This window comes from Nostoc sp. (assembly GCF_036917465.1).
Lineage (GTDB): Bacteria > Cyanobacteriota > Cyanobacteriia > Cyanobacteriales > Nostocaceae > Nostoc.
This window is the reverse complement of sequence record NZ_JBALDL010000028.1, coordinates 21,263-37,085: the sequence shown is the minus strand read 5'-3', so window position 1 is coordinate 37,085 and position 15,823 is coordinate 21,263. Positions and strand designations below refer to the sequence as shown.

At 41.7% G+C, this 15,823-nt stretch carries 17 protein-coding genes; 4 read left to right on the top strand and 13 right to left on the bottom strand.

Annotation, left to right across the window (positions count from 1 at the left end):
- Positions 1-21: 21 nt before the first annotated feature.
- Complete coding sequence (locus V7K38_RS05795; protein ID WP_334856157.1) at positions 22-951, bottom strand: carbohydrate ABC transporter permease; 930 nt, start codon at positions 949-951, stop codon at positions 22-24.
- A 119-nt stretch (positions 952-1,070) separates the two neighbouring features.
- Between V7K38_RS05795 and V7K38_RS05790 the strand changes: the two genes are divergently transcribed.
- Entirely contained in the window at positions 1,071-1,736 is a 666-nt protein-coding gene (locus tag V7K38_RS05790) for a GIY-YIG nuclease family protein (RefSeq protein ID WP_334856156.1), read from the top strand.
- Between the two features lie 423 nt (positions 1,737-2,159).
- Here V7K38_RS05790 and V7K38_RS05785 read toward each other — a convergent pair whose 3' ends face one another.
- The 10 genes from V7K38_RS05785 to V7K38_RS05740 all read right to left on the bottom strand — a co-directional run bounded on the left by V7K38_RS05785 (position 2,160) and on the right by V7K38_RS05740 (position 11,204).
- On the bottom strand, positions 2,160-3,527 hold the full coding sequence (locus tag V7K38_RS05785) for an NAD(P)/FAD-dependent oxidoreductase (RefSeq protein WP_334856155.1): 1,368 nt from the start codon (positions 3,525-3,527) through the stop codon (positions 2,160-2,162).
- Positions 3,528-3,580: 53 nt separating this feature from the next.
- On the bottom strand, positions 3,581-3,823 hold the full coding sequence (locus V7K38_RS05780; RefSeq protein ID WP_334856153.1) for a hypothetical protein: 243 nt from the start codon (positions 3,821-3,823) through the stop codon (positions 3,581-3,583).
- Between the two features lie 38 nt (positions 3,824-3,861).
- Positions 3,862-4,527 (bottom strand): cytochrome c oxidase subunit 3, encoded by a 666-nt coding sequence (locus tag V7K38_RS05775; RefSeq protein WP_334856151.1) that lies wholly within the window; start codon positions 4,525-4,527, stop codon positions 3,862-3,864.
- 113 nt (positions 4,528-4,640) lie between these two features.
- Complete coding sequence (locus V7K38_RS05770) at positions 4,641-6,308, bottom strand: cytochrome c oxidase subunit I (RefSeq protein WP_334856149.1); 1,668 nt, start codon at positions 6,306-6,308, stop codon at positions 4,641-4,643.
- Positions 6,298-7,218 carry a cytochrome c oxidase subunit II gene (locus V7K38_RS05765; RefSeq protein WP_334856148.1) on the bottom strand — a complete coding sequence of 307 codons (921 nt, stop codon included), beginning with the start codon at positions 7,216-7,218 and terminating at the stop codon, positions 6,298-6,300. The genes V7K38_RS05770 and V7K38_RS05765 overlap by 11 nt, the downstream gene beginning before the upstream one ends.
- A 24-nt stretch (positions 7,219-7,242) precedes the next feature.
- Entirely contained in the window at positions 7,243-7,836 is a 594-nt protein-coding gene (locus V7K38_RS05760) for a DUF2231 domain-containing protein (RefSeq protein WP_334856147.1), read from the bottom strand.
- Entirely contained in the window at positions 7,833-8,327 is a 495-nt protein-coding gene (locus tag V7K38_RS05755; RefSeq protein ID WP_334856145.1) for a DUF2231 domain-containing protein, read from the bottom strand. Before V7K38_RS05755 ends, V7K38_RS05760 begins: the two co-directional genes overlap by 4 nt.
- Positions 8,328-8,594: 267 nt before the next feature.
- Positions 8,595-9,344, bottom strand: coding sequence for an SDR family NAD(P)-dependent oxidoreductase (locus V7K38_RS05750; protein ID WP_334856143.1), 750 nt, complete (start codon positions 9,342-9,344; stop codon positions 8,595-8,597).
- A gap of 62 nt (positions 9,345-9,406) precedes the next feature.
- A complete protein-coding gene (locus V7K38_RS05745) occupies positions 9,407-10,843 on the bottom strand; it encodes an MFS transporter (protein ID WP_334856141.1) in 1,437 nt (478 codons plus the stop codon).
- Between the two features lie 235 nt (positions 10,844-11,078).
- Positions 11,079-11,204 (bottom strand): hypothetical protein, encoded by a 126-nt coding sequence (locus tag V7K38_RS05740; RefSeq protein ID WP_334856139.1) that lies wholly within the window; start codon positions 11,202-11,204, stop codon positions 11,079-11,081.
- Positions 11,205-11,403: 199 nt separating this feature from the next.
- On the opposite strand from V7K38_RS05740, the gene V7K38_RS05735 reads away from it, so the two are divergent.
- From V7K38_RS05735 to hisA, 3 genes are all read left to right on the top strand, one after another.
- On the top strand, positions 11,404-11,739 hold the full coding sequence (locus tag V7K38_RS05735) for a DUF2499 domain-containing protein (protein ID WP_334856137.1): 336 nt from the start codon (positions 11,404-11,406) through the stop codon (positions 11,737-11,739).
- The gene (locus V7K38_RS05730; protein WP_334856136.1) at positions 11,736-12,032 is read left to right on the top strand and encodes a DUF3593 domain-containing protein; all 297 of its coding nucleotides are present in this window, start codon (positions 11,736-11,738) and stop codon (positions 12,030-12,032) included. Before V7K38_RS05735 ends, V7K38_RS05730 begins: the two co-directional genes overlap by 4 nt.
- Before the next feature lie 114 nt (positions 12,033-12,146).
- Positions 12,147-12,920, top strand: coding sequence for a 1-(5-phosphoribosyl)-5-[(5-phosphoribosylamino)methylideneamino]imidazole-4-carboxamide isomerase (gene hisA / locus V7K38_RS05725; RefSeq protein WP_334856135.1), 774 nt, complete (start codon positions 12,147-12,149; stop codon positions 12,918-12,920).
- A 478-nt stretch (positions 12,921-13,398) separates the two neighbouring features.
- On the opposite strand, the gene V7K38_RS05720 is transcribed toward hisA, so the two are convergent.
- Together V7K38_RS05720 and V7K38_RS05715 are read right to left on the bottom strand one after the other, a co-directional pair.
- Entirely contained in the window at positions 13,399-14,478 is a 1,080-nt protein-coding gene (locus V7K38_RS05720; protein WP_334856134.1) for a hypothetical protein, read from the bottom strand.
- Positions 14,479-14,531: 53 nt separating this feature from the next.
- Complete coding sequence (locus V7K38_RS05715; RefSeq protein ID WP_334856133.1) at positions 14,532-15,515, bottom strand: hypothetical protein; 984 nt, start codon at positions 15,513-15,515, stop codon at positions 14,532-14,534.
- Between the last annotated feature and the right edge of the window lie 308 nt (positions 15,516-15,823).

Below are 15,823 nucleotides of genomic sequence, written 5' to 3'. Positions count from 1 at the left end.
GTAACCACTCAGGGGCAGCAATCAGATGGTGATATTATCGTCCCCTTGCTGATTAATCATTAATCGCAAAATTGATAATCCTAAAATTATCAAAAATAGCACTAACCCAATTGTACAAGCATAACTAATTTCCAAGTTACTAAAAGCTTGCTCATATAGATAATAAACAATTGTTTTAGAACTACTGAGTGGGCCACCTTGGGTCATAATATATACTTCCTCAAAAACTTTGGTCGCAGAAATAGCCGAAATCACCGCTACTAATGCTAAATATGGCTTCATGAGAGGTATAGTAATATCCCAGTGTTTGCTAATACCATCAGATCCATCAATGGCTGCCGCTTCATACACATCAGCAGGAATTGATTGCAACCCCGCTAAATAAATTACCATGTAGTAACCTAGTCCCTTCCACACGGTTACAGCCATGACGCTGGCAAGAGAAATTGGTACAATACCAAAAATTTTTGCTGGGCTAGTTAGCCAAGGAATACCTTCAGGAAAAAGCCCCAAAGCTTTCAATAACTGATTGAGTAATCCGTTTTCTGCATACAGCCATTTCCAAGCTATTCCCGCAACCACCATTGAAATTACCACTGGGGTGTAATACGCTGCCCTAAACCAATTCATCCCCCGCAGTTTCTGATTTACCAAAATTGCCAGCACTAAGGGAGCAATTACTAAAATTGGGACTACACCCACAAGATATAAAAAAGTGTTTTCCAAGGTTTTCCAAAAAACTGCATCCTTCCAAAGTTTGAAAAAGTTGGCGAAACCTATCCATTGTGGCGGCTGGGCGATATCTTCATAGCTAGTAAAGCTGAGGTAAAACGCTTGCAGTGCAGGCAAAAAGACTGTTAACCCCAAAAGAATCAAGGCGGGTAGTAAAAATAAATAAGGCGTAAGTCGGTGTTTGATGAATATCCAATTTTTAGGTGTCAATTGATTCATATAAGTTTTAATAGTTGTTTTCGCTTTGTCAGCAATAATTTGGGGATGTGAGTAGATTTAAGCTTCAATATTCTAAAGGCATATATTTGCAATTTGCTCTCATAGCTCAGAGATAAACGATGATGGAAACTCAGCACAACCCGCCCATTGAACATCAAAATGTCCCCATAAACCACCGTGGGCTACATGAATTTTTGTATAGTTCCGAGGAGGAACATGCCGCCATTGAGGTGAGTATAAGCCCTGAACTGGCAAACGATGATACTGAAATCATTGACCTTGAAACTTGGAGTGCATCTGCTCAGAACGCTAAAATTGCGGGTGTTTATGCAGTTTTAGATGCAGAACGCCGCACGCAGTACATCGGCTATTCTCGAAATGTGTTGCTTTCTCTAAATAGTCATGTCACCCAAAATGGTCAGCAAAAGTGTGCTTTTGTGCGGGTGCAAGCATTCAAGTTCCCTAAGCGTCAAGATATGGAAGATTTGCGAGATGCGTGGATAGCAGAACTCGAAACCACACCACCTGGTAATGCAACTGATGGCGAAATGTGGGCTAGTACAGTAGGGGAAGCTGCAAAGGCGGTAATGTCGGAGGTGGAACGTCAAGCCTATGAGGAGAAAAAGTTAAAACTGCGGAAAGCAATGGCTGACACAACCCTCTCTAAAGAGTTAGAAACAATAGATGCGAGTATAGCCGAACGTCAGCGTCAGCTTGAAGCTGCTGTGACAAATGATGACTGGAGTGTAATTATCGACGCACAGACACAAGAAACCAAGTCTTAGAGGATGAATGAACAAGTCCTCTTGTCGGTATCAAAAGTTTTAGATCCCCCTAAATCCCCCTTTTTAAGGGGGACTTTGATTCCGGTTCCCCCCTTTTTAAGGGGAGCCACTCCGGTCTTGGGGTCTCTCCAAGTAGAGCAAGTGGCGTGGGTTAGGGGGGATCTCTAAGTGCCTAAAATAACAGTGAAATACTTGTTCATTCAACCTCTTAGGATGAGTTTCAGTCGGGGTTTAAATCCCCGTCTGAAAATGTCTTTAATTTTGTGAGCGCAGCGTAAAGCCTACGGCATGGCTTCGCTTAGAGCGAGTCGGCGAGCGTCATTTTGAATTTTGAATTTTGAATTGTTAACTCTGTCCAGCCCTTTGGCGATCGCAAAATAATCATGGGATATTCAGGTGTGTTTTTTTCTTAGTCCCCAGTCACTACTCTTTTTTATCCTCATCTCCCAACATTTTGAGTAATTTCCTCGCAGCCAGAATACCCACAACTCCTGCACCTACTATGCCCGCTACCTGCACCACTTTTTTACCTACATCATGAGGGTCGAGATGCTGATGAAAAACCTCTTCATCTACCCATTCAGTTGTAGCTTTAAAATCATGAATTGGTGTTGGTAATAGCGTTAGATAAGTGGCTTGACGGATTAAATGCGCGGTTTCGCCTGCAACTTCAAAAACATTCAAAAGGTTAGCAGCAGCATGATTTATCCCCAATTTCAAGAGAGTTCCACGAATGTTAACCTTAACAGGTTTGAGTTCTTCTCCGAGAGCGATCGCTTTCAAATTATGGGCAATATTAGCTCCTTGTTGATAAGCCACTTGAGCCGTAGGCGGTAGTGAATTATCCTGAACTGCTGCACAATCACCCCCGACAAACACTTCTGGAAAATCAAGCAGTTGCAAGGTGGGAGTAACTAAAGGGCGATCGTGGCGATCTCGATGTTCTTTAGAAATTGGCAAATCTTTAATTAGTGGATGGGTAGAAGTGCCAGCAGTCCAGATTGTAGTGGATGTTGGCAATGTCTTAACTTCATTATTGCTTTTATATTCAATTGCGTTAGCGTGAATAGTAGTGACTTCTGCTCCCGTAAGGATTTCAACTGGTACAGCGCGTTTTTGTAATTCTTTTTCAGCAATTGGACGCAGTGGATTGTTAACATCGCCATCAAGGATTTTTTCACCATGATTGAGCAGTACTATGCGAATTTCACTTGAATTACCTCCCAAAGCGCTATACCACTGTGGGAGAAAATCAGCTAAAGTTGCTGCCATTTCCACACCACTAGCACCACCACCAACTATGACTAGTGTTAATAGTTTTCGGCGTTCTTCTGAATTTTCAGTTTGAACTGCTTTTTGTAAACAGTCACGTAAATGCCCCTCAAGAGCGATTGCATCTGCTTGTGTCCAAAAAGGAAAGGCGTATTCTTTACCACCCTCAACCTGATGATAGCCAGTAACACTGCCCAAAGCTAATACTAAGTTGCTGTAATTATAAGAGTTTCCTGAACTTAATTTGACTTCGCGTCCATGCAAGTCTATCGATTGCACTGCATCTTGAACAAAGATGACACCACTACCTTTAAGTAGTTCCGAAAAGCGCGGGACAACCTGAAAGTTCTCCATCTCGCCATCGAAGTATTCATATAGTAGTGGCTTAAAGCAAAATCGCTCATCTTTATCAATCAAGATCACAGAACGCGGATAATGTTTGTGAGCTAGGTGTAAGGCTGTAAATAGTCCGGTAAAACCACCGCCGACAATCACAGTTTGATCAACTGGGCTGTTCATAAAATCTCTCCCAAATCTTGTTAAATCAGGATATTTAATTAATGAAAGCTTTTCTAGATGAAAAACAAAGCTATCACAATAGCGCTGAGGAGTACAGCCAATGCAATAGCGTATTCAACTCTGCGACTAAAAAATCCTACAGCAGCAATCAGAGCGATCGCTAGCCCAATGATGCCAGCATATTGCTCTTTTTGTAATCCACTTGCAATTAATGGGTCTTTACCTGGTGCTGGAGTTTCTTGAATTGCTTTTGGAGCGAGTTCTGAAGCTGGTATGTCTTGCAAGTATAAATTCATCAAATTACTCCTTAAATAACTGTGGTTTCTGAATGTTTTTATGCCCGCCAAAGGTAGAGAAGTGAGAAAAGAAAGACCCAAATTACATCAACAAAGTGCCAAAATAAAGTGGTGGCACTCGTACCAAAGTGAGTCTTATTATAATTGCCTGGAATGAATGAGCGAATCAGCATAATTATCTGAAGCACAACACCAGCTAAAACGTGTAGACCGTGGAAGCCTGTTAATAAGTAAAATGTCGAACCAACTAACCCTGTTGTAATCTTGAAATCGAGATTTTTCCACTCAATTAACAGACCAACTAAGAAGTAACTTCCCATTGCGATCGTTATTAACCATAACCAGCGAAATTTTTTGAGTTGATTACGCTTGAGGGCAGCTTCTGCTGGTTGAATAACAAAACTACTAGAAAGTAATACTACCGTATTTATAACCACAATTGTAGACAATTCCGGGCCAGAAATACCGGGCGGCAACCAGTTTTTAGTAGTCAGTCGCAGAACAACATAAGTAAAAATGAAACTCAAAAATATGATGCTTTCCGACAATAGGAAGATAGCAAATCCGAACAATCCTTTACCATGCTGATCTTCATGATTACCGCCCCCAGTTGGTAGAAAGCGTTGTAACCAATTTGGCAAGCGTTCCCGCCACAGATCAAAACGGACAGGACTTTCATCTATATGAGTTGGGGGACGTTGCATAATTCGTAATAGAGCCTCCGGCACGCTCCGCGAACGTAATTCGTAATTAAAATGGGTTTAACTCCTTACGGAATTTGAGATTTTGGATGGAATATTCAAAATCTCAAATGGAGTCATTCGTTATTATCTGAATTTACGATTACTGAATACTTTGGATTGGCATAGTCATAAGGAGGTCTTGTTACTGTTGGAATCTCTTCAAAGTTATCTCGTGGAGGTGGTGAAGAGGTTGTCCATTCCAACCCAGTAGCGTGCCAAGGATTATCAACTGCCCTCGGCCCGTAAAGCCAAGAGCCTACTATGTTAGCAATAAAAGGCAGCGTGGATGCTCCTAGTAAGAATGATGCTAGGCTAGCGATGACGTTCCATCCCTGATACTGTGGATCGTAGGAAGCAACTCGGCGGAGCATCCCTTGTAAACCTAATGGATGCATGGAGAAGAAGGTAATATTGGCAGGAATAAAGGTCAGCCAAAAATGCAACTTGCCCCAACCCTCGGCATACATTCTTCCAGTGATTTTGGGAAACCAGTAGTAAATTGCCGCGAAGATTGCCATTGTGATCGTGTTAAAAACGATGTAATGGAAGTGTCCCACAACAAAGTAGGTGTTATTAACGTGGATATCAAAGGGCGTGGCAGCAAGCATTACACCAGTAACACCGCCAAAAATAAACATGGCTGCACCTCCCATTGCAAACAGCATTGGTGTCTCTAGATGTAGCTTGCTCCTCCAGATAGTGGCTGTCCAAGCGAAGGCTTTAATGCCAGTGGGTATGGCAACTAACATTGAGCTAGCCATGAAGGTCATCCGCATCCAACCAGGGGTGGCACTGGTGAACATGTGATGTACCCAAACGAAGATGCTGATAAAAGCAATACCTAATGTAGCGATCGCAACTGACCGATAACCAAATAGGGGATTGCGAGAAAATGCAGGTAAAATCTCAGCAAAAATACCGAAGGCTGGTAGTGCCATGATATAAACTGCTGGGTGAGAATAAAACCAAAATAAATGTTGATAAATGATCGGATCGCCATTCCCGTCCGGTTTAAAAAATTGTGTACCCAAAGATAAGTCAAGCAACAGCAGGATCAATGCAGCTGTCAAGGCAGGCAAATTAATCAGTTGCAATAACTGGGCGCTGAAAACCGACCAAACAAATACAGGCATCCGAAAAAACGTCATCCCTGGGGCGCGCATCCAAAAGATGGTGGTAACAAAATTGACAGCCCCCATAATGGAAGAGATCCCGATCAAAACTAGGCTGACTATCCAAATAAATTCACCGTTAATAAACTGATCCCCTGGAACTTGCAAACTAACTGGTGGATAAGACCACCACCCAGCTTGTGCAGTCCCGTTTGGGAGGAAGAAGCTAGACAGTAGTAAAAGACCAGCTGGTGGCAAAATCCAAAACGAGATGGCGTTGAGCAAGGGAAAAGACATATCCCGCGCTCCAATCATTAGCGGCACTAAGTAGTTAGAAAGACCTGCATTGAAGGGAATAATCCACAGGAAAATCATGATTGTCCCGTGCATGGTGAACAAACCGTTATAAAGCGGGCGATCGACCAAATTTGATTCTGGGGTGAGCAACTCAGCCCGAATCAGCATTGCCAATAGCCCACCAATCAGGAAGAAAATGAAGGTCATCACCATGTACTGAACTCCAATCACCTTATGATCGGTGTTGAAGCTGAAGTATTCCCGCCAAGTATTACCCTGCTGGTTCTGCGATTCTCGATCCCCGGTAATCTCTTGACTAAAGTCATGTGTCATTATTTAATTTCCTTTTATTGGCAATGCCAGGTTGAGCAGGTGTGACGGTGTACCAGCCGCTATTAAACAATGTTTTTGGTGGTTGGATATTTTCGGCAACTGCCTGATTTACTGGAATTTCTTCGCTATTAGCGGTTTGCGTGAGCCACTGATTATATTGCTCAAGGGATTCAACGTATACATCCGTTTCCATTAAGGCAAAGTAAGTACCGCTAAATTGAGAATCTTTCAGCCGATATTTGCCTGGGCGAATCGGTGTTAACACAATATCAATCTTGCGCCCTGGAATAATATCTTGCTTTAAGCGAAATTCAGGGACATAGAAACCGTGAATCACATCCTGCGCTTGCAGATTTAAACGAGTGCTACGATTGATCGGCAGATGTAGCTGATTACTAGTAACGTTATTTGGATAACGAAAAGACCAATCCCACTGCTTAACAAAAACATCAATAGTTTCAGATGCAGGTTTTGGGACATCGGTGACGGTTCCGGCGTAGGCGGGTGCAGATTCTAGGGGTGTATGCAAATGCACGATTTCCTTTAAACCCAAAATATCTAACTGCTGATAAATATTGAAGCTTTGCAAAGCAATCCACACTACTAACAAAGTCGGGGTGGCTGTCCATAATATTTCTAGCCTCGCATCACCTCTAGATGGGTGTCCTTCGGTGTAGTCTTCAGGGGGGGCGCGATGGAATGCGATCGCATACACCATAACGCCAACTAGCCCAAGGAAGATAAATGCTCCAATTGAGACTAAGAAGCTAAACAAATCATCTACCCGTTGTGCTTCTGCTGTAGCTTGGGGAGGCATCCAAGAAAACGCCTGCTGTCCAATCCACCGACTAATGACGAGCAGCACTGCTACATAAACCGCTATTAATACATATTCAAAAACACTAAACATAAAATCCGTTAAATTCTCGTTTAATTATTTGCTGTAAACATTTTTGGAAATTGTATTAGCAGCAGTAACATGAACCCCAAATTCTTCTCCCAAGTGCGCCCCCAAAGTTCCGTGAACGAATAATATGCCTAGTATTGCAATCCCTGCTAACAAGTAAGCCCACTGCACCTGTCTGGAAGCATCCTTACGCCAGAGGTAGCGTTGCAAACCTCTCCATACAGTCATGGCTACAATGATCCCCAATAAGAAAACGCCACCCAAACCATGTAAAAGCATTGTCAAACCAGGACTTAACCCCCAAGCACTCTTTTGATCGACTGGTGGATTTGCCAAAAGTAGCTCAAAAAAACCAGCAGCAACCGTGAAAAATGTGATTGCTGCTGCTGCTATGAGATTGTACCAGCCGACATCAAAAAAGCTAGAACGGATGGCAGGCAATCCCAAAAATTTGAAAATTGGTTTTTCTAAAGAAAACAACACTCCTGCTATATCGAAAATGATGGCAATGATGAACAAACCCAGTGTTAGATGCACTAACTGCGGATGTACAGGAATCTCGTAGGGTAATCCGTTAGCACCCAACCGCAATCTCAACTGATCGATCAGTTGTGAGTTCATGGTGAAACCCCCTGTTTCAAGGCTTGAACTACAGGCTCGACGTGCAAACCATATACCCAAAACAGTTTGCTCCCTAAATATACTTGTAAGGATACTAAGCACACTAACAATGTTACAGCACCAAGGTAAACAGGTGGTACTCTTCGGGGGTTGCGGTTGCGAATCACAAAACGCCAAGCTGCGATCGCGGCAACAATTGCCGCCAGCGACCAACCCAAGACTGTATGATAATTCAGTGTTGACTGGGCTGCTGGCTGGGCTTGTGCTAGTCCTGCTTCAAATTGACCAAAGATAATTGCGATGAAAATTGCGATCGCAGCAACAAACATATTCCAGAAACTCACCTCAAACAAACGCACGTTGCGGGTGAAATACCCCACGACATCGCAGAAGAAAGAAAAAAACACCATCGCAATTACAAAGTGAACAACGATCGGGTGTAAAGGGTCAGGGTATGGTAGATTCTGGCTATTGAGAGGTAAGGCAGACATCGCTTTTTCCTTGGAATATCAGGCGCTATAATTACTTAGACTTTTAGTAAAAATAAAAGTCAGTATTCACTGTTTGGAGATTTTTAATTTCGCAGATGCTGACAAAAATCTCAAATTCCTAACAATCAATATCTAAAAAATAGAGCAAAAAGCTACTGTCTTAGGGATGACTTACCTAAAAATAAATTATTGATTTATTATGAGCCACATTTTTCTAATTTCCTATTTTATCAAGCGATCGCTGTAACTCATCTTCACTCACAGTAGTTAATGTTCTTGTCCCGTTGGTCGGATGAGGATCTCGTTGACATTAACGCGCGATGGCTGGGTGACGGCATAAACGATCGCAGCAGCAACATCTTCGCTTTGCAAAGGTGTAATTGCCTTACGCCGTTCTTGAATGCGTTGTTTGGCCACGGGATCGGTAATTTGGTTGTCGATTTCCGTATCCACCAAACCTGGTTCGATAATGGTGACGCGAATATTGTCTTTGTGGACTTCTTGTCGCAATGCTTCCGAGAGGGCATTAACACCCCATTTGGTAGCATTATAAACACCAACACCCGCCCGTGCTGTGCGGCCAGCCACTGAAGAAATATTGACTATATGCCCCGATTTTTGCGCCTTCAATAGAGGCAAAACAGCGTGAGTAGCATATAAGAGTCCTAGTACATTCAGGTCAAACGATCGCCGCCAGTCTGAGCTATTTCCAGCTTCAATAGTGCCGAGTAAGGCAATTCCTGCATTATTCACAAGGATATCGACCCTTCCCAATTCTGCATTTGCCTTTGCCACCAAGTTATTTACCTGGTTTTCGTCAGTCACATCGGTGACAATAGCCAATGCCTTACCACCACTAGCTTGAATGCGTTCTGCTAATGCCTGAATGCGATCGCCACGTCTAGCAGCCAGTACTACTGTTGCTCCAATTGAAGCCAAAGCGATCGCAGTTGCTTCACCAATTCCTGCTGAAGCCCCAGTGATAATTGCTACTTTTCCTGCTAATTTCTCTGTCATTTATTTAACTCCTTAATAATTGTTAATTGGGCAATAATTAATAGTTTTTCTCCCCCTGCTCCCTACTCCCTGCCCCCCTGCCTCTTCTCGATCCTTAAAACGGATGCAACTGCTGCCACACAAAGGATTAGGGCTGCGAAACGAAAAGTTCCCTGGAACCCTGCAACGATCGCATCAGGAGGGGCAACAGAGACATCAGCACCCGCAGACATGCTAGCGATTAATCCTCCAAATACTGCCCCGATTAATGAAACTCCTACTGTGTTCCCTGATGTCCGTGACAAAGACAGTAGCCCAGAAGCAATCCCTAGTCGCTCCCTTGGTACTGCTCCCATGACAGTGCTGTTGTTGGGCGATTGAAATAAACCCAGTCCAATGCCGTAAATAAAATAGCGCGACACATAATCTAGCTCAGTAATTTGAGCATCAAAAGTGCTAATCCCCAGACAGCCACCGATCATCAATCCCAATCCAATTGGGGTGATTAGTCTAGCGCCAAAGCGGTCTGAAAGTGTTCCTGCTAGTGGAGCAATTAACCCACTAAGTACAGGTGACACGGCTAGTAGCAGGCCCACTTTTATCGTCGGATAATGCTTCACGCCCTCTAGAAAGAAAGGAACGATGAGTAGCGAACCGCCAATAACAATGAATGCTAGCCAACCACTTAGCAAACCCATACTCAACTGAAGATTGCGAAACAGGTGTAGTTCTAGTAGCGGTTGCTTGACGATCGCTTCAACTACCAAAAAAATTGTAAAACTTAGGGTGGCGATCGCTAATAATATTAATGCATTGGTACTGCCAAAGCCCTGGCTTTGCCCTAGCGTCATACCCAGACCAAAACTACCCAGAGTCAATAAAGCTAAAATAGCTCCAAAAAAGTCAAATTTCTGTTTACCCTCAATGCGTACAGAAGGTGGTACTACCCTAGCGATTAAGAAACTAGCTATGATCCCCAACGGTACATTGATGAAGAATATACTATGCCAGCCTGATAAGCTTAGGAGTACTCCGCCAGCCGAAGGGCCAAAAGCAATTCCTAGTGATACAACACTACCGATAACGCCAACAGCCCGGCCTCGTTCAGAAGATGGAAAAACTTCTGTGATGATTGCTAAACCAAGCCCAGAGATGAATACAGCACCCAGTCCTTGAACTGCGCGAAAGGCAATCAACCACTCAATACTAGGTGCAAAACCACACAACAGCGAACTGAGAGTAAACAAAACAAGTCCCCCTTGATATAAGGACTTCTTGCCCCACATATCCCCCAGGCGCGTTGCCCCCAAAACTAAACCGGAACTGACTAACTGGTAACTCAATACAGCCCATTGGGTGGTAGGAAAACTGGTATCAAAGGCTTGCACCAATGTGGGTAAAGTAACATTGATGATGCCTACATCGAGGGTAGACATAAACACCCCAAGTCCGACACCGAGTAAGACCCAATTTTTTTGAGCGCCTGACAAAGTCAGAGGTTCTGCTTCCAATTGTCCCAATGTTTAGCCTCCGCCTTTGATTTTACGGTTATGAATAGTTTGCATACGTATATTCAAATCATATCTCTGCCGAAACGGGGTTTAACAGCAGCAGCAATGATCGTACCCGGATTTCTCACAAACAATAAAAAATAAATTTACATCACCGGAGCTAAGACATTTTTTAGATACATCATTAATTAGAGAAAAGTGAAATGCAGCTTGACTTTAGATTAAGCAGTATTAGGAATCATTTTTAAGCGTTTGTAAGCAGCAGCAAAGCCGAAGGCATCGCTAGTTTGACCTCACGCAAGTCTAGGCTATTTTCGATAAACTCTGTTAGCGATACCAACTCTTGGAGAGGCTTCGCTAACGCATCCACATTGCCATAACCCCTCTATGGTCGCAAATAGTACTTATCTTCTCTTCAGTATTTTCTACGCATTTGATTCAGGATTGATATATTAGATTCATTCACAAATTCTATTTTCAAACTTCGTAACAAAGTAAGATAAAAAGGACTCCTAACTCTTGTACAGACGCAATGAATCGCGTCTTTCCTTCTAACTCTTAACTTTCTTATGCACGCCCTATCGATTCCCACCTGGATTATTCATATTTCTAGCGTTATTGAGTGGATTGTCGCCATTTGGTTAATCTGGACTTACGGCGAACTCACTAATAACCATAATTGGTGGGGATTGTCCCTGGCCATGTTACCAGCTTTAGTTAGCGCTATGTGTGCTTGTACCTGGCATTATTTCGACAACGCCGAATCTCTGGAATGGCTGGTAACACTTCAAGCTACCATGACCTTAGTTGGTAATTTTACGCTTTGGGCAGCAGCGTTTTTGATTTGGCGTTCTACCAAATCTCCTGACACTGTTGAACCAAAACCTATTAAATCAGAGCCATGATTTCTAAAGAAACCCTGTTTGCACTTTCACTGTTTCCCTATTTGGGTTTCTTGTGGTTTCTCAGCCGCAGTCCGCAAATGCCGCGTTTAGCGCTATATGGATTTTACGGTACTCTCGTCTTTGTTGCCATCACCATCCCAGCCGGAATTTATGCTGTATTACATTACGGCGAGTCTTTGGCCAATGTAGATTGGTTGCACGGTGGTGCAGAACTATTTTTGACCCTTTCTAACATCTTGCTGGTGGTGGGTTTTGGACAAGCTGTAAGGCAATTAAAAATCAAAAGTCATTAGTCATTAGTCCTTTGTAAACACAAATGACTAAGGACGACCTTTAAACAAGTCAATATACAGTTTAAATGCGTCACAGCTAAGTTTTAATTGTATTGAGTTATGAGGAAGAAGTAAATGGATGTAATTCCAGCGATTGATTTACTAGAAGGTCGCTGTGTGCGACTGTATCAGGGAGACTACGATCGCTCCCAAGTTTTTAGCGAAAATCCCGTTGATGTTGCCAAACAGTGGGTAGAACAAGGTGCTACCAGATTGCACATAGTTGATTTAGATGGTGCTAAAGCGGGTAAAGTAGTAAACTTAGCAGCAATTGAAGCGATCGCTCATGCAGTGTCAGTACCCATTGAAATTGGTGGAGGATTGCGCGATCGCACCAGTGTGCAACAAGTATTCAATCTCGGCGTACAGTGGGCAATTCTCGGAACCATTGCCGTAGAACAACCCCAGCTAGTACAACAACTGTGTGAAGAATTTCCCGAACAGATTATTATTGGCATTGATGCCCGTAACGGCAAAGTTGCTACTCGCGGATGGTTAGAAACTTCGGAAGTTTTAGCAACTCAACTGGCTGTACAAATGCAAGAATTGGGTGCAGCCGCCATCATTTATACAGATATTCACCGCGATGGTACTCTCATCGGCCCCAATTTAGAAGCTTTGCGAGAACTTGCATCGGTAATTTCCATCCCGATAATTGCCTCTGGTGGAGTAAGTTCTATCACCGATTTGTTGAGTTTATTGGCGTTAGAACCTCAAGGCGTGACTGGTGTAATTGTCGGACGTGCTTTGTACACTGGGGATATTTTACTCAAAGAAGCGTTACGAGCGATCGGGACTGGGCGAATTCAGGATATTCCACCGAATCTAGGTTTTTCTAGCTTTGCTTGATATTTTCTCTGTGTTTCGTAAAAACTCCACACACTGACTCGAAATATCGAGTACAGTTGTGGCTTTCTCAACTAGTCTGGCTATTTGTTTTAGCTAAAAAGTGAACGGTACGGAGGATGAAATGGTTGTTACACTGCAACTGGTCAAATCGACCTTCAACGTATTAAATCAGGGGTAGCATTATTTACTAACTTTTTTAGGTAAACTTAAATTTTCTGTAAAATGTTTCCGTAATCCACAATACCGATCATGTAGATAATATTGTAGTAAATTTTCAAATTCAGTATTATGTCTAGTCAAGAACCAAATTCCAACCAAGCATTTAACGAAACACAGCCTATCGAAACGAAGAAGAAGAAACCACAACCTCCTCCAGACATTAAAAAACCAACTAAAACTGAATGAAAAGTTTGATACTCACTTGTAGAGACTTAATTTAAATTAAGTCTCTACAATTTTTAATAAACAATAAATCAGTTTATTTATTTTTTGCTTGAGTCTTTGCCTGTTCTAAGGCTATTTCTTTGATTGCCTGATACGAATTAACGTTTGAATTACCTTCAATAGCTTTAACTGCCAAATCTTGAACTTGTTTGAGAGCTGATTCAAGTTGTTTAGAAAGATTTTGAACCCGCATTTCTTGATTAGTAATGGTTTGTTCTAAAGATTGCAGCCTCTGTTCATAGAAACGCTTTTGTCCTTCTACTTCCTTAGAATATAAATCTGATTTTACTTTCGCTTGGTAGTGAGCGATGCCTTTGCCTTCTTCTGTAGCTTTTTTGATAGCTGCTTCTTTATCTTTCGGAAAAGCCTCAACCTTGACTTTTAATTCTTCAAATTGTTTCTCTCTCTCAGAAATTGCTTTCTCTTGTTCAGCCCACTGTTTCTCTGTTTCTTGTAATAATTCTTCCAGTTGTTTATATAGTGCTTTCTGCTGTTGTTCGTATTCGTCACTTTGTAGGTGTCGTTGCAGTTCTAAATTATACTTATACTCTGATACATCACGTTGCCGAGTTTTATTCAAGTTTTCATTGCGTTCTTTTATCGCCCGTTGCTGTTCCTCCTGTTCTTTTGCCCAAGTATTCTTTTGCTCTAGGATTTCTTGGAATAACACTTCCGAACGCTGGCTATATTCTTCCTGATAAGCCTTAGTATTATCTTCATAAGCTTGGATGAGAGTATCCAAGATATCATCAGAAATTTCCAAATTATGCAACTGCGTTAATTGTTGGATTTCTTCTTCTAAATTTCGCCTGATTTCTTCTAACTTAGAGGCTTTTGTGGTTAGCTGTTCCGATAATTCATTAGCAGCACTGCCAAAACCTAATTGAATCTTTGCCAAGCTTTCAATCGTATTGTTCATTTTCTGTTGGACACTAGAAAGCTGATTCATAGCTGTTTTTTGTTCTAATTTAGGCTGTTCTTTAGTTTCAGACTGGTTTTCTTTGGCAACTCGATCGATCTCAGATTTCAGCGCTGCTTTTTCTTTAGCTAACTCCTCATACGCCTGAAGAATTTCTACTTTAGTATTCTTATCAGTCGGTTTTTTAACCACCACAATAAACCTCCTCTTCAGGAATTAAAAATGATTAAGATGCTACGGACTCGTAACTATTTAGGGTTAGAACTACCAAAAGCCCTCATAGCTAAGTCTTGTGCTTGTTTTAAAGCAGTTTGCAATTGAGCAGAAATCCCTTCTATTTGCTCAGACTGTTTCTTAATTGTTTCTTCTAGAGATTGAATTTTTTGTTCATAGCTCTGTTTGTTAGATTCCCATTCTCTCTCAAATAAATCAGCCTCAATCTTAGCTTTTTGGCTTGTTTCTTTAATTGCTTCTTCTCTGGCTTTTTTAATAGCTTCTTCCAGTTCGGTAGGAAATGTAGTTACCTTTTGTTCATAATCTGCAAAGAGTGGTTGGCGTTGAGCAAATGTCTTTTCTCGCTCTGCCCAATCTTTGTCTTTATTTTGAGAATTTTCTTGGATTTCCCTTTCTTGTTGGCGTTTTATTGCTTCATAGCTATCTGTGTTGAGCTTACGAGTAGTTTCTAACTTATATTGAGATTCTTCTTGTTCTTCCTGACGCTCTTTTGCTAATAAATCGTTATATTGCTGGAGATTTTCTTCATACTCGGCTTGCTCTTTTTGCCATTCTTTCCGCCTAATTGTAATTTCTTTTTCTAGTGTTTCCCTTTTGCTGATAGTATCTTGTTCTAAGGTTTTTAATTTTTCTTGGTGTTCTTGACTTAAAATGTCTAGAGTATCCGCTACAACTCTGATTTGTTGAAGTTCTTGTAAACGTTTAGTTTCAATTTCTATAGCTTGGTTAAGTTCATCTAACTTGGAATTTTCTTGAGCTAATTTTTCAGATAATCCGTTGAGAATACTGCCAAACTCTAATTGTAAATCAGCTAAACCTTTAACAATACTATCAACCGTATATGCAGAAGCTGCTTGGAGAATTTCTTGACTTTTTGCTCTTTCTGCTTCCTCTTGTTTGGTTGCTATTTTAGAATCCAGCTTTTTTCTTTGGATAATAATTTGTTGAAATGCTTGCATTAGTTGTTGTTTGCTGTCCTTGACTCCAACTGTAGTCATCTTTCAACTCCCTTCAATAGGCAAATGATTTATTGGGTAGCAAGCCATACCAATGACTACCCTATGCAGACATCAGATTAGCCCTAAATCAACACTTTTAACGCAGTGGAAATACTGAAATGATCGACATAGGACACTTAAGTGGTACGAATTTTCCACAGATATGTCCTTCTATTTTTCATATATAGTATTTTTGTACTATGACAAATATACCTAATTTTCCCTCCTCTTGTCAAGACAAACCTTCATCTAATTGCGTCAGAGAACAAAGTATTAAAAACTGGTAGTTACAGGAATTTAGAATGTAT